The 21,003-nt window shown below is 63.3% G+C and carries 16 protein-coding genes, 1 tRNA gene and 2 pseudogenes; 5 read left to right on the top strand and 14 right to left on the bottom strand.

What is annotated here, in order from left to right:
• The first annotated feature begins 413 nt into the window (after positions 1-413).
• On the top strand, positions 414-1,214 hold the full coding sequence (locus tag AC07VH_RS06350; RefSeq protein WP_494788267.1) for a class I SAM-dependent methyltransferase: 801 nt from the start codon (positions 414-416) through the stop codon (positions 1,212-1,214).
• A 6-nt stretch (positions 1,215-1,220) separates the two neighbouring features.
• On the opposite strand, the gene AC07VH_RS06345 is transcribed toward AC07VH_RS06350, so the two are convergent.
• From AC07VH_RS06345 to AC07VH_RS06335, 3 genes are all read right to left on the bottom strand, one after another.
• Entirely contained in the window at positions 1,221-1,721 is a 501-nt protein-coding gene (locus AC07VH_RS06345) for a hypothetical protein (RefSeq protein WP_475417011.1), read from the bottom strand.
• 64 nt (positions 1,722-1,785) lie between these two features.
• Positions 1,786-2,532: a M56 family metallopeptidase gene (locus AC07VH_RS06340; protein WP_494788268.1), complete on the bottom strand. Its 747-nt coding sequence runs from the start codon at positions 2,530-2,532 to the stop codon at positions 1,786-1,788.
• A 7-nt stretch (positions 2,533-2,539) separates the two neighbouring features.
• Positions 2,540-2,956: a GNAT family N-acetyltransferase gene (locus tag AC07VH_RS06335; RefSeq protein WP_494788269.1), complete on the bottom strand. Its 417-nt coding sequence runs from the start codon at positions 2,954-2,956 to the stop codon at positions 2,540-2,542.
• Between the two features lie 147 nt (positions 2,957-3,103).
• On the opposite strand from AC07VH_RS06335, the gene AC07VH_RS06330 reads away from it, so the two are divergent.
• Together AC07VH_RS06330 and AC07VH_RS06325 are read left to right on the top strand one after the other, a co-directional pair.
• Positions 3,104-3,496, top strand: a complete 393-nt coding sequence (locus AC07VH_RS06330; RefSeq protein WP_494788270.1) for an Imm10 family immunity protein — start codon at positions 3,104-3,106, stop codon at positions 3,494-3,496.
• Between the two features lie 69 nt (positions 3,497-3,565).
• A complete protein-coding gene (locus AC07VH_RS06325; RefSeq protein ID WP_494788271.1) occupies positions 3,566-4,144 on the top strand; it encodes an NnrU family protein in 579 nt (192 codons plus the stop codon).
• Positions 4,145-4,292: 148 nt separating this feature from the next.
• Here the strand turns inward: AC07VH_RS06325 and AC07VH_RS06320 are convergent.
• Positions 4,293-4,379 (bottom strand) — tRNA-Leu (locus AC07VH_RS06320).
• A 174-nt stretch (positions 4,380-4,553) separates the two neighbouring features.
• On the opposite strand from AC07VH_RS06320, the gene AC07VH_RS06315 reads away from it, so the two are divergent.
• Complete coding sequence (locus AC07VH_RS06315) at positions 4,554-5,318, top strand: SDR family oxidoreductase (protein WP_494788272.1); 765 nt, start codon at positions 4,554-4,556, stop codon at positions 5,316-5,318.
• Between the two features lie 67 nt (positions 5,319-5,385).
• On the opposite strand, the gene AC07VH_RS06310 is transcribed toward AC07VH_RS06315, so the two are convergent.
• Together AC07VH_RS06310 and AC07VH_RS06305 are read right to left on the bottom strand one after the other, a co-directional pair.
• Positions 5,386-6,702, bottom strand: coding sequence for an enoyl ACP reductase FabMG family protein (locus AC07VH_RS06310; RefSeq protein ID WP_494788273.1), 1,317 nt, complete (start codon positions 6,700-6,702; stop codon positions 5,386-5,388).
• Between the two features lie 263 nt (positions 6,703-6,965).
• Entirely contained in the window at positions 6,966-9,329 is a 2,364-nt protein-coding gene (locus AC07VH_RS06305; RefSeq protein ID WP_494788274.1) for a DNA polymerase II, read from the bottom strand.
• A gap of 133 nt (positions 9,330-9,462) precedes the next feature.
• On the opposite strand from AC07VH_RS06305, the gene AC07VH_RS06300 reads away from it, so the two are divergent.
• Positions 9,463-11,142 carry an AMP-binding protein gene (locus AC07VH_RS06300; protein ID WP_494788275.1) on the top strand — a complete coding sequence of 560 codons (1,680 nt, stop codon included), beginning with the start codon at positions 9,463-9,465 and terminating at the stop codon, positions 11,140-11,142.
• A 76-nt stretch (positions 11,143-11,218) separates the two neighbouring features.
• Here the strand turns inward: AC07VH_RS06300 and AC07VH_RS06295 are convergent.
• The 8 genes and pseudogenes from AC07VH_RS06295 to AC07VH_RS06260 form a co-directional block, all read right to left on the bottom strand.
• Positions 11,219-11,338: pseudogene (locus AC07VH_RS06295) on the bottom strand (PEP-CTERM sorting domain-containing protein); the annotation flags it as partial.
• Positions 11,339-11,386: 48 nt separating this feature from the next.
• A pseudogene (locus AC07VH_RS06290) lies at positions 11,387-12,199 on the bottom strand (choice-of-anchor A family protein); the annotation flags it as partial.
• A gap of 198 nt (positions 12,200-12,397) precedes the next feature.
• Complete coding sequence (locus AC07VH_RS06285) at positions 12,398-14,122, bottom strand: ArnT family glycosyltransferase (RefSeq protein ID WP_494788276.1); 1,725 nt, start codon at positions 14,120-14,122, stop codon at positions 12,398-12,400.
• Between the two features lie 154 nt (positions 14,123-14,276).
• Positions 14,277-14,546 carry a type B 50S ribosomal protein L31 gene (locus tag AC07VH_RS06280; RefSeq protein WP_034746247.1) on the bottom strand — a complete coding sequence of 90 codons (270 nt, stop codon included), beginning with the start codon at positions 14,544-14,546 and terminating at the stop codon, positions 14,277-14,279.
• 305 nt (positions 14,547-14,851) lie between these two features.
• Entirely contained in the window at positions 14,852-16,114 is a 1,263-nt protein-coding gene (gene rho / locus AC07VH_RS06275) for a transcription termination factor Rho (RefSeq protein ID WP_010401543.1), read from the bottom strand.
• A gap of 155 nt (positions 16,115-16,269) precedes the next feature.
• Positions 16,270-16,596, bottom strand: a complete 327-nt coding sequence (gene trxA / locus AC07VH_RS06270) for a thioredoxin TrxA (protein WP_489630756.1) — start codon at positions 16,594-16,596, stop codon at positions 16,270-16,272.
• 314 nt (positions 16,597-16,910) lie between these two features.
• Positions 16,911-17,369, bottom strand: coding sequence for a response regulator (locus AC07VH_RS06265; protein WP_489629703.1), 459 nt, complete (start codon positions 17,367-17,369; stop codon positions 16,911-16,913).
• A 73-nt stretch (positions 17,370-17,442) separates the two neighbouring features.
• Positions 17,443-20,781, bottom strand: coding sequence for a PAS domain S-box protein (locus AC07VH_RS06260; RefSeq protein WP_494788277.1), 3,339 nt, complete (start codon positions 20,779-20,781; stop codon positions 17,443-17,445).
• Positions 20,782-21,003: the final 222 nt, after the last annotated feature.

Below are 21,003 nucleotides of genomic sequence, written 5' to 3'. Positions count from 1 at the left end.
ATTCGCTAGTCAGGATGGCAACAAGGCTAGAACGGCAACACGGGCAAGTCCAGCATTGCCGTGCCGGCGGGCGGTTTTCTTATGCGGGGCTTGACCTGGGTCAAAAAAACACGGGCGAGGACCTTTCGCAAGGCGATAGCCAGGAGATTGCGAGCTGTTTGATGTGCATCAAAATGCCTGGCCCCCTGCAGGCGATAATGGCATCGAACTCCTTGCCCTTCCAGTGGTCTGCATCGGCGCCGGCGCCATCTGTCCGGCACTTCCTTGTGTGACGCAACAACGCTGGCCGTGGCGGGAGTTCACTTCTCGGACTTTCATGCTCTCTCGTATTCTTTTTAGCCAGCACGCGCAGTGCGGCGCCTTGCCTGGAGTCATGCTACATTCATGTCCTGTTTTTTTCTGAAAGGATGAGGATGCCTTTAGGTAACAACTTCTTGCGGCACAATCAGCAAGCCTGGGATGCCCAGGCTGCACGGAACAGCCCGTGGTCGCAGCCCGTCGACAGCGCCACCATCGCCGCGGCCCGTGCCGGGCAGTGGCAAATCCATCTGACGCCCGGTCCCTTGCCGGCCGGCTGGCTGGGCGAGGTGCGCGGCAAGCGCATCCTGTGCCTGGCCGGCGCCGGCGGGCAGCAGGCGCCCGTGCTGGCTGCCGCCGGCGCGCACGTCACCGTCTTCGACCTGTCTGAACAGCAACTGGCGCAAGACCGCATGGTGGCCGAACGCGACGGCTTGCAACTGGCCACCGTCCAGGGCGACATGCGCGACCTGGCCCGCTTTGCCGACGCCAGCTTCGATGTCATCATCCACCCCGTGTCGAACCAGTACGTGCCCGATATCGCCCCCGTGTGGCGCGAATGCGCGCGCGTGCTGGCCGATGGCGGCGTGCTGCTGAGCAGTTTCTTCAATCCGGCCGTATTCATCGGCGACCGCGATCCGCAATGGGCACAGCAGGGTTTGATACGCCCCCGTTTCGTGCTGCCGTATTCGGATGTGGAGGATATGGATGCCGATGCGCTGGCGGCGCGCATGGAGAAGGGCGAGGCGCTGGTCTTCGGCCACGGCCTGGACAGCCAGATCGGCGGCCAGCTGGCGGCGGGTTTCGTGCTGGCCGGTTACCACGAGGAAATGCATCCCCACCCGCGCTTTGAAATTGAAAAATACTTGCCCAGCTTTATCGCCACGCGCGCCGTCAGGCTGGCGCGCGCGGTATAGCGATCATTAGTTGTACGGCTGCAAGTCCAGCCAGACGGCGTACGACAGGCGCTTGCCGTTCCACAGGCCGCCGCCGCGGATGACGGCGTCGCACGAGGTCAGCTGGCCCGCCAGGTCCATGCGGCCCAGGTTGCGGCGCAGGCGCAGGGCGTCGTTGTGCGACAGGTAGCCCACCAGCTGGCCGTCGATGAAGACGGCGATGGCCTTGTCCTGGAACGGGTTGGCATCGTCGCAGACGAGCAGGGCCAGGCATTTTTCTTCCGCGTTGCCGGGACCGTGCTCGCCGGCCAGCCTGGCGATGGCGGGCTGGTACATCGCTTCGTTTTCCACTTCCGACGCGAAGCGCCCCTCGTCGCTCCAGTGGTGCGCGGGCGCGCCCGCGGGAATCGCCGGCACGTACTGGCGCACCGAGAGGAGCGGCTTGTGCAGCGGTTTCACGGGCGTGCGGCCGCTGAAGACGTAGTACAGCAGGGCGATGACGATCACGATGGCGAGCAGGTAAAGCATGGTATCTCTCTGATTTCTAAGGGGGGAGCCAGGGGCGCGGGCATGCCGCGCGGCGTTGCCGCTACTATAGCAAGTTCGCCGCCCGGTCCCGGGTAATTCTGGCCATGATCCGGCGCCGCCGGCGCAGTGCCAGCGGGTCGTTCAGCACGATGGGCGAGGCGCCCGTCAAGCCCGAATAGTACTGGCCGTGCCGGAGCAGGACGGTGGCGTAGTCGCGCAGCGCGTGGCCGTGCGCCAGCATGCGCGCGTCGCAATCGACCTCGATGGCAAAGCGCAGCCGGTGCAGCTGCCACCACAGGGGCAGGTTCCACGGCATGATCAGGATCAAGGCGTAGGCCAGGGCCAGCAACTGCGGGTCGCGCGCGGCCAGCCGGCATTGTGCATGCGCCAGCAGCAGCGCCTGTTGCGGGGGCGGAATCAGTTGCAGCCAGACGGGCATCACGATGCGGGGCCGCAGCAGCCCCGCCACGCAGGGGCCGATGCCGCCGCTCAAGTACACGGGCGTGCCCAGCAGCGATGTTTTCTGCCAGCGCCGCTGGTGCGACAGCAGCCAGACGCTGCGCAGCGCCAACAGCAACAGCATGCCGCTCGATAAGACAAACCAGCCCAGTTTCAGCTGAGCCTGCTGCGCCGGCATGGCCTTCAGCACGCCGGGCAGCCACGCCAGGGGCACGATGACGGACGCGGCGATGGCCGCCAGCCACGGCCAGCGTGTCGCGCGCCCGCGCCGCTGCCGCGCGCGCTCGGCGCGCCAGCCGGCAGCGTTCAACAGCAGCGCCAGCGCCATGCTACCCAGCAGCCAGGCCGGCATCGGGCGCCTAGCGCTTCAGCGCCATGCCGACGGAGGCGGGCGCCGTATGCTTGAAACCGAACTGCGCGTACAGGTCTTGCGCCTGGCCATCGGCGATCAGGCTGACGTACGCGCTTTCCGGCACGTCGCTGTCGATGAACTGGCTGATTTCGCGCATGATCAGCTTGCCCAGGCCTTTGCCCTGATGGGCCGGCAGCACGGCGATATCGACCACCTGGAAGAAGCAGCCGCCATCGCCGATGATGCGGCCCATGCCCACCACTTCGTCGCCCTGCAGCACTTGCACGGCAAACAGGGAGTTCGGCAAACCCTTGGCCGCCGCCTCCGCGGTTTTTGCGCTCAGCCCGGCGGCGACGCGCAGCTGCTGGTAGGTGGCGATGGAAGGGATGGCCAGGCGGGTGGTGTAGGGCGATGCGGCGGTCAAGACGGTCTCCTGTGCAATATGGATGGAATGGCCATTATAGGCGGCGAGCGCGGCCGGGGGCGGCACGCTTTATTCGCCGCGCCCTATGTCGTGCGCGGCGCTTTTGCGCTATGGTGGCGTCATCCAATTATTTGTTGAAAGCACGCCATGTCCGCAGGATTTACCGCCACCGAGTTGTCCGTCATCCATGAAGACGACGCCCTGATCACCACCCTGGCCGCGCCAGCCGGCAAAGGCGAGCCCGTCTACCTGATGCTGCAGCGCGCCGACGAATACGATGAGCAGGACGTGGCGCTGGGCATGGACGAACCGTACATCGAATACGGCGGCCAGGAATTTGCCTGGTATGGCCACATGCACGCCGTGATCCTGCATCCGAACCGCCTGTCCGTGCAGATGGATGCCGAGGCGGCCATGCAGATGGATGACGACGGCCAGATCGACGTGCGTTTCAACTTGACGCCCGAGCGCTACGCCCAGCTGCAGCAGGCGCTGCGCACCACGTTCGAAGGCTGCGATTACTATCGCGAAGAACGTTGATCTGCGCGGACGGCATTGGCCATGGCGTCGCGTATGCTCGATAGCGGGTATTGACTGGGGGAGAAGACGATGACGGTGCTGATACTCGGTTTGCTGCTGTTCCTGGGTGCGCACTCGGTGCGCATCGTCGCCGACGGCTGGCGCAGCGCCCAGCTGGCGCGCCTGGGCGAAAAGCGCTGGAAGGGGCTGTACTCGCTCGTGGCGTTTGCCGGCCTGGGCCTGATCATCTGGGGCTACGCCCTGGCGCGCCAGCAGCCGCAGCTGCTGTGGACGCCGCCCATGGGCGTGCGCCACGCCAGCGGCCTGCTGATGCTGTTCTCGCTGATTTTGCTGGCAGCGGCCAATGTGCCGCGCAACCGCATCAAGACCCTGGTGCACCATCCCATGCTGCTCGGCACGCAACTCTGGGCCGTCGCGCACCTGCTGGCCAACGGCAACGTGGCCGATGTGCTGCTGTTCGGCGGCTTCCTCGCCTGGTCGTCGGCGGATCTGTATGCCGCCGTGCAGCGCGACCGCGCGGCCGGCGTCGCCTACCAGGACGGCACCATGCAAGGCACCCTGATCGCCATAGCCGCGGGCTGTGCGCTGTGGCTGCTGCTGGCGTTCTGGCTGCACGGCGTGCTGTTTGGCGTGCGGCCGTTTGGATAGCGGGATGGAGATCGGCTTGCGCGTGCCGCGGCCTGCGACGAACTGAACGACAAACCGGGCGCGGCAAGGGCGTTTACATAAACGCCATAAAAAAACCCGCAGCATCTGGCGATGGGCGGGTTTGATCAGGTACAACTAAAGTGTTCTGTGGTGCCGGGAGCCGGAATCGAACCGGCACGCTGTTTCCAGCGCGGGATTTTGAGTCCCGTGCGTCTACCTATTCCGCCATCCCGGCAACGCGAGACGCATTATCACTGATTTGTCACAATCTGGCAAGTTTTATGCTTGGCGGGCGTTTTGCCCAAGCCTGCAGAATCTGTGACGATGCCGATTCCAGCGCAAGAAGCGGAGTGCCGCGCCGGGCTTGCCGGCCTATCTTTTCCCTTTCAACCACTTGAAGGGGAAGCAAATGTTGCAACTGGAAAACAAGGTCGCCATCATCACGGGCGCCAGCTCGGGCATCGGCCATGCGGCGGCGCGGCTGTTTGCGCGCCATGGCGCGCGGCTGGTGCTGGTGGCGCGGCGGCGGAAGGAACTCGATGCGCTGGTGGCGCAGCTGGCGGACGGCGGCGCGCAAGCCGTGGCCTGTGCCGGCGATGTGGCCGACGCGGCGTGCGCGCAAGCGGCCGTGGCGCTGGCGCTGCAACGCTTTGGCGGCCTCGATATCGCCTTCAATAATGCGGGCACCCTGGGGCCCATGGGACCCACGCCCGAGCTTGCCCTGGAAGACTGGCGGGCGGCGGTCGATACCAATCTGACCAGTGCCTTCCTGGCGGCCAAATACCAGCTGCCCGCCATGGCGGCGCGCGGCGGCGGCTCGCTGATTTTTACCTCGACCTTTGTCGGCCATACGCTGGGCATGTCCGGCATGGCGGCGTATGCGGCCAGCAAGGCGGGCGTGATCGGTTTGACGAAGGCCCTGGCGGCCGAGTATGGCACGGCGGGTATCCGCGTGAATGCCCTGCTGCCGGGCGGCACCGATACGCCCATGGGACGCGCGGTGGCCGCCACGCCCGAAGCGCAGGCCTTCGTGGCGGGATTGCATGCGTTAAAACGCCTGGCCACGCCGGACGAGATCGCCCGCTCGGCGCTGTACCTGGCCTCCGATGCCTCGAGCTTCACCACCGGCACGGCGCTGCTGGCCGACGGCGGCGTGTCCATCGTGCGCGCATAAAGCATGCGCAGAAACGCCGACGGCCCGGGATGAGCCGGGCCGTCGGTCGTGTGTTGCTACATCAGGCTCAGTTGTGAACCGAACTCAGCTGGCGCGCGATGATGTCGTGGTTGAGCCAGACGACGGGGGCTTGCGGCTCCGACATGGCGTGGAACATCAGCGGGCCCGTGCCTTCCAGCACCAGCGAGCTCAGGTGGTCGGTGATCAGTTCCTTGCGGTCCTTGTGCAGCTTGGTGATGTCGTCCGAGGTGCCGATCATGACGTCGGCCAGCTCTGGGGTGTTGTCCATCGGCCAGGCGGCGAAGTTGCGGAATTGCACGCTGGTGGCGTCGCCGTTGTAGGCGGCGATACGGTCCAGCAAGTCTTGCAGCGACACGCCGTCTTCCAGCAAGCCCTGGCAGATTTTCCACTGTTCCTCGGCCCAGGCGCCGCCGCCTTCTTTTTTCAGCGCGTCGAGCAGGGGGAACAAGGACAGTTCCACGCCGACGAAAATGTCGGACGAATTCGTGCGGATTTCCGGGCAATTGAAGACGGTCGCCTTGATGCCTTTTTCCCACGCGGCCTTGGCCACGTTTTCCAGGCGCATCTTGGCCAGGCCTTGCGTGTAGTTGCTGTAAGTTTGCCACTGGTATTTGCCGTCGATCAAGATCTCGGTACCGTGGTAGCCGTAGGCGCTGTAGCGCACCTGGCCGCCCGTTTGCTCGATGCGGGCACGGATGGCGGCGCTGCCGTCGATCAGGTGCTGCAGGGTGTTGGCCGTGACTTCGTCGAAGTTCATCAGGATCAATTTGCCCAGGTCGCTGTCGAGCAGGGCGCGCGAGGACATGAAGCGCTCGCCGCGGCCTTTGTAGATGCGGTTGGCAATCGCCAGGAAGACCTTGACCTTGGGAATGCCGCCGGCCATGGTGTGGGCGAAATACACATTGCTGCCGTCAGGAATCAGGCTGTCCAGTTCGGCCATGGCTTTCGCCACGGACGCGCTGAAGCGGGCGATGCCGGCTTCGCGGCAGCGTTCGATCTGCGCCCAGTCCAGCTTGTCTTCCTGCCAGCTTTTCAGGGTCATGTCGGCCAGCAAGGCCGTCGGCGTCGGCTCGCCGGCGGGCGCGTCGAGGTCGAAACCGGCCATCAGCGGCACATTGATGATGCGCCCGCCCAGGTTGGCTTCGGCTTCGGCCAGCTCTTCCTCGTTCAGCGGGCGCAGCGCCATGTTTTCATCGCGGCGGCCGACCGTCATGCCGACGATATTCATGCCCGCCTTGCGCGCTTCGTCCAGCAAGCCATTTACATAGCCGCGGCCGAACAGCTCGCCGAACAGCACAAAGGTGTCGCCCTTGCGGAAGATATTTTTTTGCGGGATGTCTCTTAAGGACGTGATCTCGGTCATGGTGTCAATTCATTCAAAAATTAGCAGGGCAGACGGCTGGTGCTGCTGCCCGCTGGTTCAACATAGTGTTAAATTATGCGCCATTTCAGCGGGGAAAATCTTCTTGCGAACGATTCTCGTCTGGAATGGCATCTTCTTTTTCATGCAGCTCTTATTCTTTCGCCAAGGCGTATTTTACGCTGCCCCGGCGCACAGCGCCCGCGGACTGGCCCGGCAGGCGCCGATATTACCTCAGCTTTGCCATGCCGGTCAGCAGAATTGATCTAAAACAAATCCTGTTGCCCCGACACCAGGCGCGAAAAATCGTCGCCGAGGAAGGGCAAGATGGCGTCTGCCACGGGCTGCAGCTGGCGCGTCAGATAGTGGTGGTAGTCGATGGGCGAGCGCTGCGTTTCCAGCGGTTCCGGCCCCGCCACCGTGATGACATAGCTGATCCAGCCGCCATTCTGGTATTGCAACGGCCGGCCCTGCGCCAGGTTGTAGGCGTCGGCCGTGCGCGCCGCACGCACGTGGGGCGGCACGTTGCGCTGATAGTCGTCGAGCGGACGGCGCAAGCGCTTGCGGTAGACCAATAAGGCGTCGCATTCGCCGCGCACGGTGCGCGCCACGTAGTCGCGCACATAGTCCTGGTAGGCGGCGCGCTGGAAGATGCGCAGGTACAGCTCTTGCTGAAATTGCTGCGCCAGCGGCGTCCAGTCGCTGCGCACCGTCTCCAGGCCCTTGTAGACCATCTGTTCGCTGCCGTCGGGCTTGCCCACCAGGCCAGCGTAGCGCTTCTTGCTGCCTTCTTCCGAGCCGCGGATGGTGGGCATCAGGAAACGCCGGTAATGCGTCTCGAATTCCAGTTCCAGCGCATTCTCCAGGCCGAACTCCTCGCGCAGATGGGCGTCCCACCAGGCGTTCACATGCGCCACCAGGGCGCGGCCGATCTTGCCCGCCTCTTCATCCGTATGCGCTGTTTTGAGCCACACAAACGTGGAATCCGTGTCGCCATAGATCACCTGATAACCCTGCTCCGTGATCAGTTCGCGCGTGCGGTGCATGATGTCGTGGCCGCGCAAGGTGATCGACGAGGCCAGGCGCGGATCGAAAAAGCGGCAGCCGCTCGAGCCCAGCACGCCGTAGAACGCGTTCATGATGATCTTTAACGCTTGCGACAGCGGCGCGTTGCGCTCGCGCTTGGCCACCTCGCGCCCTTGCCACACCTGTTTCACGATGGCAGGCAGGCAATGTTTTACGCGTGAAAACTGCGCGCCCCGGTAGCCGGGCACGGTATCGGCCTCGTCGCCGCTGGTGCCCACCACCAGCCCCACGGGGTCGATCAGGAAAGTGCGGATGATGGACGGGTACAGGCTCTTATAGTCGAGCACCAGCACGGAATCGTACAGGCCCGACTGGGAATCCATGACGAAGCCGCCGGGGCTGTTTTCGCCCGAGATATCGCCCAGGTTGGGCGCCACGTAACCCTGCCGGTGCATCAGCGGCAAGTACAGGTGTTCGAAGGCGGCCACGGAGCCGCCGCTGCGGTCGGCCGCCAGGCCCGTCACGCTGGCCCGCTCCAGCAGGAAAGTCAGCAGTTCGGTTTTCGCGAAGATGCGCGTGACCAGCTCGCAATCCTTGAGGTTGTAGCGGGCCAGCGCGGGCTTGTCTTCGCGGAAGCGCCGGTCGATCTCGGCCATGCGCTGGTAGGGATTGTCGATGGACTTGCCTTCGCCCAGCAAGGTCTGTGCCACGTTTTCCAGGCTGAACGAAGAAAAATTCCACGTCGCCGACCGGAGCGCTTCGATGCCGTCGATGATCAGGCGGCCGGCCGCGGCGGCAAAATAATGTTCCTGCTTGCCGCCATGCTCGCGCCATTCCATCACGGCGCCGCCGCGCCCCAGTTTCAACGGTACCTGGTAGCGCTCGGCGTGTTCGCGCAGCACGCGCAAGTCGAACTGCACCAGGTTCCAGCCGATGATGGCGTCCGGGTCGTGCCGCTCCATCCACGTGTTCAGGCGCTCGAGGATCTGCGCGCGCGTGTCGCAGTATTCGAGGTCGAAGTCGAGTAGCTCATCGCCGCCGTTTTGCGGCCCCAGCATGTAGACCTGGCGCTGGCCGCAGCCTTCCAGGGCCAGCGAATACAGCTCGCCATGCGCCGTCGTCTCGATATCGAGCGATGCCAGTTTCAAGCTTGGCCGGTAGCCGGGCGCCGGTTTCAGCTGCACATCCTGCGCCGTATCCCCGCTGAACGATACGGGTGCCGTAATGAAGCGCTCCATCAGGTAGCGCTCGGGCGGGCGGATGTCCTCTTCGTACACGTCGACGCCGTGGGCGCGCAGCTGCTTTTCCAGCTTCAGCAAATGCCGGTATTGCTTGCAGTACAGGCCCAGCACGGGGCGGTGGTGAAAATCGCACAGCGACAGGGGCCGCAGCTCGGCATGCCGCTCGCCGCGCAGCAGCTGTTGCGCCTGTTCCTGCTGCTCCATGGGGATAAAGGCGACGGCCGTCTGCAGGGGCAGGCGCACGTGGCGGGGCCCGGCGTCCGTTGCCAGCCAGAAATCGACTTCCGTGCCGTCGCGCGTGTCGCGCCAGTGGCGGGTCAAGATAAAGCCCTGTTCGGGCGGGTGCTGCGCGTTGCCTGTCATGGTGCCGTGAGTATCTGCTGTGCTGGTCTGCACATTACAGCAAGCTGACGCAGGGCGGGGACGGTTGCGGCTATAATTTTCTGCATCGAAGACGATAACAAGAGCGCGCCGCGCCACACACCCCGGAGACAGCATGCAAGCAATGAGTTATGTACACGGCGCCCACGAGACGCCGTTGATCGGCGAAACGATAGGCGCCTACCTGGACGGCATCGCCGAGCGCTACGGCCAGCACGATGCCCTGATCGTGGCGCACCAGAGCGTGCGCTGGACGTATCTGGAATTCCAGCAGCGCGTGCACAAGCTGGCCGCCGGCCTGTTGAAACTGGGCTTGCAGCCGGGCGACCGGGTCGGCATCTGGTCGCAGAATTGCGCCGAATGGGTGCTGACGCAGTTTGCCACGGCGAAAGCTGGCTTGATCATGGTCAACATCAACCCCGCCTACCGGCGTTCGGAACTCGAATACGTGCTCGACAAGGTGCAATGCAGCGCGCTGATCCTGTCGCCCAGCTTCAAGTCCAGCGATTACCTGGCCATCGTGCAGGACGTGGTGCCGGAAATCGCCCGTTCGCGCGCGGGCGCCCTGCAGTCACCGCGCCTGCCGCAATTGCGCCACGTCATCCGCCTGGGCGCGGCCGCCACGCCGGGCATGCACAACTTCGACGCGGTGATGGACGGCATCACGGACGCCGACCTGGCGCATCTGGCCGAAGTGAGCGCTGGCTTGCAGTTTGACGATGCCGTCAACATTCAGTTCACGTCCGGCACCACGGGCGCGCCGAAAGGCGCCACCTTGACGCACCACAATATCCTGAACAACGGTTTCTTCATCGGCGAAGCCATGCGCCTGACGCAGCAGGACCGCTTGTGCATCCCCGTGCCCCTGTACCACTGCTTCGGCATGGTGCTGGGCAACCTGGCCTGCGTCACGCACGGCGCGGCCATGGTGTTTCCCGGCGAAGGCTTCGATCCGAAAGCCGTGCTGGAAACCGTGCAGGCCGAGCGCTGCACGGGCTTGCATGGCGTGCCGACCATGTTCATCGCCATCCTCGACCATCCTGATTTCAAGCAATACGATCTGTCGGACTTGCGCACCGGCATCATGGCCGGCTCGCCTTGCCCGATGGAAGTCATGACGCGGGTCATCGAATTGATGCACATGGCGGAAATCACGATTGCGTATGGCATGACGGAAACGTCGCCCGTCAGCTTCCAGACGTCGATCGAAGACCCGCGCGAGATGCGCGTCTCGTCGATTGGCCGCGTCCACCCGCACCTGGAAGTGAAAATCATCGATGCGGAAGGCCGCATCGTGCCGCGCGGCGAAAAGGGCGAATTGCTTACGCGCGGCTATTCCGTGATGCAGGGCTACTGGGGCGACCCGGAAAAAACCAGCGAAGCCATCGACGCGGCGCGCTGGATGCACACGGGCGATCTGGCCGTCATCGACGACTACGGCTTTTGCAGCATCGTCGGCCGCTCGAAGGACATGGTGATACGCGGCGGCGAAAACATCTACCCGCGCGAAGTCGAGGAATTCCTGTACCGCCACCCGAGCGTGCTCGACGTGCAATGCGTGGGTGTGCCGGACGCCAAGTATGGCGAAGAACTGTGCGCCTGCATCATTCTGCGCCCGGGCACGCAGGCCACCAGCGAGGATATCCGCGCCTTTTGCGACGGGCAGATCGCCTATTACAAGATTCCCCGCTATGTGCGCTTCGTCGAGGAATTCCCCATGACGGTGACGGGCAAGATCCAGAAATACCTGTTGCGCCAGCAGGTGGCGACGGATCTGGGGCTGAGCGCGGATTAAGTTTCTCGCCAGCACAATAAAAAACACCGGGACGCTCGCGCGGCCCGGTGTTTTTTTTATGGATGTAGCGTAAAGCTTAGGCCAGTTGCGCCTGCGGTGCGCGCGCTGGCGTGCGGCGGCGCATGAAGGCCAGCAAGCCCAGGCCGGCCAGCAGCATGGCGTAGGTGCCTGGCTCAGGTACGGCCGAGACGTTGACCGTGTTGAAGCCGGAGCCGTTCATCGCGACGTGGCCATAATTGATCGAGCTGACCGAATTGGCGATCAGGGTGCCATTCATGTCGCCCGAACCCGAGAACGCGCTGTGCGGCGCCAGGATGCTGCCATTGATGCCGACGTTCTGCAGGCTGGTGCTGGTGGCGTTGGCGAAGTTGAACAGCGTGCGGTTGGCGAAACTGGCGAAATTGTCGAAGCCGCCGCTCATGGTGATGTTGGTGGCCGTGCCGTTGATGATGATGCTGGCCGTGCTTTTCAGCGAGGACAGGTCCAGCGTCAGGTTATGCAGGTTCGATGCATCGATGTTGAAGATGTTCACGTCGGCGTTGACATTGCCCACCAGGGTCATGTTGCCGTACTGGGAAATCACGGTGCCGTTCGATTGCAGCTTGGCCACGTCGCCCGACAGGGTCGTCAGTTGCTGCTTGGCGCCCGCGAAGTCCAGGGTGGAGGCGTTGCCTTTGCTGATGTTGTCTTTTGGAAACCACTGTGGCGCCGTCAGGGTGGCGTTGGGGTTGCTGACGCCGTACACGGCCGAACCGCTGAGCGTGCCCCAGCCCGTGTTCAGGTTGCCGCCAGCAACGACCGAATTGACGGCGCTGCCTGGTTTTTTATTCGTGCCGACGCTGTAGTTGTCCAGGTAGATATTGCCGCCAGCGGCAATGCTGCCGCCGACGCTGGTAAAGCCGCTGGAGCCGTTGCTGCCGATGTTGCCGAAGATAAAGGCCGAGTAGCCATTGGCGACGCCCAGGTCGACCACGGTGGCCTGGGCCGTGGCGCTGAAGGAGAGGGCGAACAGGGCGGCGCTGATGAGCGGCAAGGTGCGGGTAGCAAATAATTTCATGGACAATCTCATAGTGAATTGGGGGACGATTCGGGCGGGAAAGCAAGACACCGCCATCGCGCAGTCCGCTATTATAATCTAAAAAACAATGTTAGTTCAATTTAGTTAATTAACTATATTTTAAGGCAACACTTTTCTTGGTGGCAATAATTCTCTGGCGGACGTAAAAAAACCGGGGCTGGCCCGGTTTCTTGCCGCTTACCTGACGCGCTGGTACAGGCGGAAGCGTTCCACGTCATCCGTGGGGCGGCGTCCTTCCCACAGCTTGATCCAGTCCGCGCCGTGATGCTCGGGCAGTTGTTCCTTGTTGTCGGGAACCTTGATGCTGTCTTGCAACAAGAACACATCGCATTGCTGCTGCCCCACCGTGGCAAACGGCAGGTGGCCGTAGTAGGCAAACGAGGCGCGCTGGGCGGCGCCGACGTTGCTGTTGATGCAAGTAGTGCCTGGCGGCAGGTGGACGGAAATCTGGTGCGCCACGCTGGCGTAGCTCTTGCTGTAGTTCAGCGGCGGCAGGAACAGGGTCATGATCAGCACCCAGATCAGGATCAGGCCGCCGGACGACAGCACCACGGCGCGCCACAGCACGGCCGGCTGGCGCGAAATGCGCCAGTGCACCAGCGCCACCCAGCCCGCGCTGGCGCAGGCGGCGACGAAAAAGGCCAGCAAGTCCAGCTCGGGCTTGAAGCCTGGCATGAGCTTCAGGGCGTTATGCGACAGTTTCGGCGGCCAGCCCGTCAGGATGGCGAACCAGAACAGCCACAGCGCGAGGGCGCAGATGGTCAGCACCATTACGGAGAACCAGTCGATGGCGTTGATGGCGCCCCGTTTCATGGTCAGCAAGCCGAACGCGGCCATCACGGCCAGCGGCGGCAGCAGCGGCAGCAGCTGGCTCGGGTCGGGATCGGGATGGCACAGGCCCAGGATGGCCAGCATGGCGACAAAGGTCAGCGGCACGACGATGTGCAGCACGTGGTGCTGGCGACGCCAGGCATACACGGCCCAGGCGGCGAACGGCCATGCGGGCCAGAAGAACCAGATGCCGACGCGCAAGAAGTACTGCACGCTTTTCAGGCTTGGGGCGCTGAACTGGCGGCAGTTCCATTCCATCCATGCTTGCAGCGGCGAATGGCCGTACGGCCGCAGCCATTCGCCCGGCAGCAGCCAGACCAGGGTCAGCGCGGCGCCGATCAGGATGGCCAGCGCCAGGTGGCGCACGCTGCGCAGCAATGGCAGGCGCAGGAAGATGGTGCACAGCAGCAGGGCGATGCTCAGCGCCGCCGGCGTGATCCAGCCGCGCGCGAGCGTCAGGCCGCCCATCGCCAGACCCAGCAGGGCCGCATTGCGCACGGAGGGGCCTTCCATGTAGCGCACGGCGCGGTACAGCAGATAGGCCATCAGGGACACGTACAGCGCTTCGGCCGTGATGTCGTGGCTGTGCTGCAGCAGGCCCAGGCAGCCCAGATAGATGAGCACGGCGGCATCGGCCAGGGTGCGGCCGAAATCGTCCGGTTCGGGCTGGCCGCCGAAGGCCAGGCGCAGCGGCTGGGCGTCGTTGCGGCGGCCCAGGTTGAAGGCCGTGTACCAGACGGACAGGGTGCTGACGACGAAGATGCCGATGGTCGACATGCGCGCGCCGAAGACGTCGCCGTCGATCCAGCCGAACAGCTTGATGAAGATGGCGCCCAGCCAGAAGGCCAGCGGGCCTTCATCGGGCAGCGACAGGCCGGCGATGTTGGGCCACAGCCAGTCGTTCAGGCCGCCATGCGCCATGGTCCACATGATGCCGAAGCTGGCGGCATCATCGTTCTTCCACGGTTCGCGGCCGATCAGGCCAGGCAGGATGTACAGCAGGCCGAGCGCAAACAAGGCCCATCGTGGCAGCGCGAGTGTGGCAGCGGCGGGAAGGCGGACTGGCTTCATCGATAGTCGGTATCAGAAAAAAATGGCAAGACGCGACGAATGGCGTCGGGTATGCGCGAGTATAAAGTAAAGCGGCCAAAGACAAAAAAGGCAGCCGTGGCTGCCTTTTCTCTGGTAGCCGAAGCTGCCCTGTTTTGCCGCAAAGCGGCAAAAATCAGCCTGCTGCGACTGCGGTTTTCGAACCAACCGAACCGAACTTCTGACGGAACTTCTCGACGCGACCGGCGGTATCGACGATTTTGTGCTTGCCCGTGAAGAATGGGTGCGATTCAGCCGAAACCTCGATCTTCACCAGTGGGTATTCTTTACCGTCGTGGGTGATTTTTTCGCGGGTTTGGATGGTCGAGCGGGTAACGAATTTGAAATCGCACGACAGATCGTGGAAAACAACTTCGCGGTATTCTGGATGGGTATCGACTTTCATGGTCTTCTCTCTAGTTTGGTAGCCAAACAGCACTTCGTCGGTCGTCCTGCTTCTTGACCCGATTGCCGATCACTTGCCAGGGTTTAAAATAATGCAACCGTCGATTATATAGCGCTTTGGGGTCGGCGGCAATAAAAAAGCCGCTCAATGAGCGGCTTGCATGATCGCGAGTGGTCGGCGTGGCGCAACGTAGGTCGGATTAGCGCGCAAGCGTGTAATCCGACAACACCACCGTCTTCGCCAACAATGTGGTCGGATTACGGCCCTGCGGGCCTAATCCGACCTACGATACACGATGGGCGAATTTAACCGCCGCGGCGCATCATGTCGAAGAACTCTGCGTTGTTCTTCGTGGCTTTCATCTTGTCGAGAATGAACTCCATCGCCTCGATCTCGTCCATCGAGTACAGCAACTTGCGCAGGATCCAGATTTTTTGCAGCTCGTTCGGCTTGATCAGCAGTTCTTCGCGGCGGGTACCCGATTTGTTCAGGTTGATTGCCGGGTAGACGCGTTTTTCGGCCAAACGGCGTTCCAGATGCACTTCCATGTTGCCGGTACCCTTGAATTCCTCAAAGATCACGTCATCCATGCGCGAACCCGTTTCGATCAGCGCCGTGGCGATGATGGTCAGCGAGCCGCCTTCTTCGATATTGCGCGCGGCGCCGAAGAAGCGTTTTGGACGTTGCAGCGCGTTCGCGTCGACACCGCCGGTCAGGACCTTGCCCGAGGCAGGGATGACGGTGTTGTAGGCGCGCGCCAGGCGGGTGATCGAGTCGAGCAGGATGACCACGTCTTTTTTCATTTCGACCAGGCGCTTGGCTTTTTCCAGCACCATCTCGGCTACTTGCACGTGGCGCGTGGCTGGCTCGTCGAAGGTCGAGGCGACGACTTCGCCGCGGACCGAACGTTGCATTTCGGTCACTTCTTCCGGGCGTTCGTCGATCAGCAGCACGATCAGGGTGATATCCGGGTGATTGGCCGTGATCGCGTGCGCGATGTGCTGCAGGATCACGGATTTGCCGGATTTCGGCGACGCCACCAGCAGGCCGCGCTGGCCTTTGCCGATCGGGGCGATCAGATCGATGATGCGGCCGGTGATGTTTTCCTGGCCATTCATTTCACGTTCCAGGCGCAGCGGCTCGTTCGGGTGCAGCGGCGTCAGGTTTTCAAACAGGATGCGGTGCTTCGAGGCTTCCGGCGATTCGCCGTTGACCTTGTCGACTTTGACCAGTGCGAAATAGCGTTCGCCATCTTTCGGGGTCCGTACCTCGCCTTCGATCGAATCGCCGGTGTGCAGATTGAAGCGGCGGATTTGCGAAGGGGAGATGTAAATGTCGTCGGTGGACGCCATGTAGCTGGCGTCAGGCGAGCGCAGGAAGCCGAAGCCGTCAGGCAGCACTTCCAGGGCGCCGTCGCCAAAAATCTGTTCGCCGGACTTGGCGCGTTTTTTCAGGATAGCGAACATCAGCTCCTGTTTGCGCAAGCGGGCTGCGTTGTCAATGTCAAGACCGATCGCCATCTCAAGCAGGGCGGATACGTGTAGGGCCTTTAGTTCGGATAAATGCATATGTGTTGAGTGTCCCGAGACGGGATGTAAAGGTAGGGGAGGGGACTGCGTGGCGTTGATTAATTATTGGGGAAGGCTGTGCACGAATGAGGCAAAGCCGCTTCCCGGTCTATCCAGTCAGGCGGCGCTGCGGGCGCAGCGCTGCCCATCATACATTAAATGTTGCTGTCGACGAAAGCGGTCAACTGGCCCTTGGCCATGGCGCCCACTTTTTGAGCAGCTGCAACACCATCCTTGAACAGGATCAGGGTCGGGATGCCGCGGATGCCGAACTTGGCAGGTACCGCCTGGTTGGCGTCCACGTCCATCTTGGCGATCACGATGCGGCCGGCGTATTCCTTGGCCACTTCTTCCAGGATCGGCGCGATGGCCTTGCAGGGACCGCACCATTCTGCCCAGAAGTCGACCAGTACTGGCAACTCGGATCGCAGGACGTCTGCTTCAAAAGATGCATCGCTAATGTGTTTGATATTTTCGCTCATATTTTCCTCAAATGAGGGTGGGATCAATAATGCCTGGAATTCACCATACGCTGGTTCGCCATCCATGCTTCCTGGAATGCAGTTAGAAGATGGGGGCAATGGGCACAAATTCAATGTTCTTGGAAGGTGCGACCAGAGGTATGCAGGCGGGGATGGCTGAAATAATAACCCATTTTTTCAAAGCGTGGCGATTATTGCAGAAAAACTTGAGGCATATCGCCAGCATATCGCTCGCGCGCGCGCCGCCAGGGCGGCAAAGCCACATGCCTGCTGGCCTGCGGCGCCGTGTCCGCCCTGCCGGCCTGGCTGCGCGATCAGCCTTGCGCGCTGGCCAGGCGCGCCGTGTGCTGCAGCTGCAAGTTCACCATGAGCTGCAATTCCGCGCTTTCCATCGGCTTGCGGAAGGTGCCTAATATATGCAGGCCATTGGCCATGGCCAGGCGTTCGGCCGCCAGGCGCACGGCCGAATGCAGGCCCGACAGCAGAACCACGCCGCCGCGGAAGCCGTTTTCGGCCGCCATGCGCAAAAATTCGATGCCATCGATGTCGGGCATGGACAGGTCGCAGATCAGCAGGTCGGGCTGGTGCTGCTTCAGGGTGGCCAGCGCCTGTTCGCTGTGCGACTCGCAGCGGATGTCGAACGGACCCATCTGCTCGAGCATGTCGCTGAGCACGTCGAGCATGAACACGTCGTCGTCCAGCAGCAGCACGCGCAACGGCGCCAGGCCCGCTTCATTGTGTTCCCGGATAGCTTGGTTTGATACAGTATTCATCGTCCTGTCTTTCTATTGATATGCTGCATCGCTGTCGATGCCGATACCTTGCCTTAACGGAATTTGGCGGTAGCTAATCGTCATTGGCAAAGCTGGTGTTATTCATGATTTGTTCGGTAATCTGTTCCAGCAGGGGCCACAGGCGCGCAACGATGCGCTGCGCCCGCTCCGCCTCGTCGGCCGGTTCGCCCGGCGCCAGGGTTTCCAGGTTGTGGCACAGCTCGGCCAGCCCCAGGGCGCCCACGGTGCGCGCCGACGACTTGATGCGGTGCCCCAGTTCCCGCACCTGGTGCACGTCGCCGCGCGCCAGGGCCGCATCGATGTCGCCAAAGCCATCCTGCGTCGTCTGCAGAAACTTGAAGGCGAATTTGCGCACCTTTTCCGGGTTGTAGCCCAGCAGCTTGGCGAGGATCGACAGGTCGATCACCTGCGGGTCGCCCGCCAGCGTGGTCTTGAAGGCGGGCGCGGCGCGGCCGCGCGCCGGTGGCGGCGGCGTCTCGCGCGCCGGCAGCCAGCTGGCGATGGTCTGGTACATCATGGCCGGCTGGATGGGCTTGGAAATGAAATCGTCCATGCCCGCGTCCAGGCAGCGCACGCGGTCTTCGCTGGTGGCCGTGGCCGTCATGGCCAGCACGCGCAGGTGCGCCAGCTGCGGGTCGGCGCGGATGTGGCGCGTCGCCTGCAAGCCATCCATCAGCGGCATCTGCACGTCCATCAGCACGCAGTCGAACTGGGTCTGGCGCAGCAGGTCGAGCGCCTCCTCGCCATTGTTGGCCAGGCAGACGGAGGCGCCCGCCTCCTCCAGCAATTCCAGCGCCACCTGTTGATTAAACGTGTTGTCTTCCACCAGCAGGATGCGCGCATGCTTGAGCGTGCGCATCACCAGGGCCGCGTCGGCGCTGGCGCGCATGGCGGCCGCCGTCTGCACCATGCTGTCGAGCATGGCCGGCGCCGCCTGGTCGGAAATGCCCAGGTTGGCCGTGAACCAGAAGGTGCTGCCGGCGCCGGGACGGCTGTCGACGCCCACATCGCCGCCCATCAGCTGGGCCAGCTGCTTGCAGATGGCCAGGCCCAGGCCCGTGCCGCCATATTCGCGCGTGGTGGAGGTATCGGCCTGCTGGAAGGACTGGAACAGCTTGCTCATTTCATCCTGCGACAGGCCGATGCCGTGGTCGCAGACTTCGAAGCGCACCAGGCAGTGCCTGGCGTCCGCCACCACCTTGCGCACTTTCACGGTAATGCTGCCCTGTTCGCTGAACTTGATGGCGTTATTGGCGTAGTTGATCAGCACCTGCCCCAGGCGCAGCGGGTCGCCCACGAGCACGGCCGGCAACTGCGGGTCGATCTCGAACAGCAGCTCCAGGTTTTTGCCGGCGGCGCGCGGCGCCACCACCGTCATCAGCGTCTGCACCACGTGGTCGAAACTGAAGTTGACGCGCTCGATTTCCAGCTTGCCCGCCTCGATCTTCGAGATGTCGAGGATATCGTCGATGATGCCCAGCAAGTGTTCTCCGGCAAAGCGGATCTTTTCCAGGTAATCGCGCTGGCGCGGTTCCAGGTCCGTTTTCAGGGCCAGATAGGCCATGCCGATCACGCCATTCATGGGCGTGCGGATTTCATGGCTCATGTTGGCCAGGAATTGTCCCTTCGCCAGGCTCGCCTCTTCGGCCACCTGCTTGGCCTGGTCCAGCTGCTCCGTGCGCTGCGCCACGCGCTCTTCCAGATGTTCGTTGAGTTCGCGCAAGGCGCTCTCGCTGCGCTTGTGATACGTGATGTCCGTCAGGCTGGCCACCACCATGCCCACCTTGCCGTATTCATCGCGGATGGCCTCGGTATTTACGGACAGCCACGACAGGCTGCCGTCGGGCTGCTGCACGCCCATCAGCACGTCGCGCATGGCCTCGCCCGTCGACAGGGTGATGTGCACGGGATGGCTGCGCTGGTCGAAGGCGGAGCCGTCTTCGCGGATGGCTTGCCACAGGCTGTTGCCGGCCGGACTGGCCGCCAGCATGCGCTCGGCGGCGGCGTTGCTTTCCAGAATGTGGCCGTGGCTGTCCTGCACCACCAGGCCATTCGTCACGGCGCCGAACACGGACGCCATGCGCTGGCTCGAGTTCGACAGGGCGATCGACGCCTGGCGCCGTTCCGTGATGTCGGTGATCATCGCCAGGGTGCCGCCCGGCTCGCCATTGTCCGACTGGATGCTGGTGCTTGACAGCAAGCCCCACAGGCTGGACTGATCCTTGCGGAAGAAGCGGAAATCGACCTGGTCCGGCTGGCTGGCGGCACTGCCGTGGCTGGCCAGGCGGCGCTGCATCAGCAGCTGGCTGTCGCGGTCCATGAAGTCGAGCAAGGGGCGGCCCAGCATTTCCTGCACCGTGTAGCCCAGCATGTGCGCCATCTTCGGGTTGACGAAGGTGGTCTTGCCGTCCGCATCCGTCATCCAGATGCCTTCGGCGGCCGTCTGCACGATCAGGCGGTAGCGTTCCGAACTGGCGTGCAGGGCTTCCTCGGCGCGTTGCCGCTGCGTCATGTCGCGCAGCGAGACGATGGAAAACACTTGCCCGGCCATGCGCAGCGGCGACAGGCTGACCTTGGCCGGGAAGTGCGTGCCGTCGCGGCGGCGCGCCATCATCACCCGGCCTGGCAGGCTGTGCCGCGCTTGCGGGTCGCCGACGGACTGGCTGGCCGTGCTTTCCGGTACCAATTGCTCCAGCGACATGCCCGTCAATTCGGCGAGAGGATAGCCGAAGCAGCGCGCGCCGATCTGGTTGGCGTAATGCACCTTGCCCTCGACGTCGGCCACCAGCATGGCTTCGGGCGCCGCTTCCAGCATCGAGCGCATGCGCGATTGCTCGTCCTGCTTGCGCTCGCTGATATCGCAGACGATGCCGCTGGCCTGCGTAGCGGCGCCGTCCGAGGCGCGTGTCAGCACGGCGCCGCGCGCCAGCAGCCAGCGCCAGTGGCCGTCGCTGTGGCGCAAACGGAATTCGCAATTGAAGGTGCCGGGCGCCTGCCCATCCAGATGCTGGCGAAAGGCCAGGCTCAGACGTGCGCGGTCGTCGCGGTGCACCTCGGCCAGCCAGTCGGCCAGTGCATGGTCGAGCCTGGCGCCCTTGTCGCCCAGCACGTCCTGGTACTGGGGGGCGAACAGCAGCCGGTCGGACTGGCGCCGCCAGGTCCAGCCAGCCAAGGCCGCGCCGCGCAAGGCGTGCACGGCATCCTGTTCGGCCAGGGCCTGCGCGGGCAGCAGCAGGCGGCGCAACTGTTTCCGCAGCCGCCAGGCTTGCCAGCAAGCCACTCCCGCCAGGGCGGTGGCGCTGGCGGCAGCATACGGCCACAGCAGTGTCGGCGCCATGCCGTGTGCCGCCGCCTGTACCGGCAGCGAGACTGCCAGGCCTGCCGCCAGCATCGTACGCGCGAGCCGGCGCAGCGCAGGGCGCCGTCGGCGTGGTGCGCTGAAACTCGTGTGGCTGCAATACGACAAATGCATCCCTTTCTGGGGCGTGATTGGACTGGGCTGGCAGTGCATGATGCGCGCTCAAATAAACGCCTGCGGCGCTTTCTGGCGGCAACTATAGCATCGAATATTTACTCGGAGTATTTAAGTTCAGAAACGGCCAAAACGGGATTT

It is taken from the genome of Janthinobacterium sp. GW821-FHT03C10 (genome assembly GCF_059420865.1).
The sequence above is the reverse complement of the archived record's forward strand: the minus strand, read 5'-3'. Positions and strand labels throughout refer to the sequence as shown.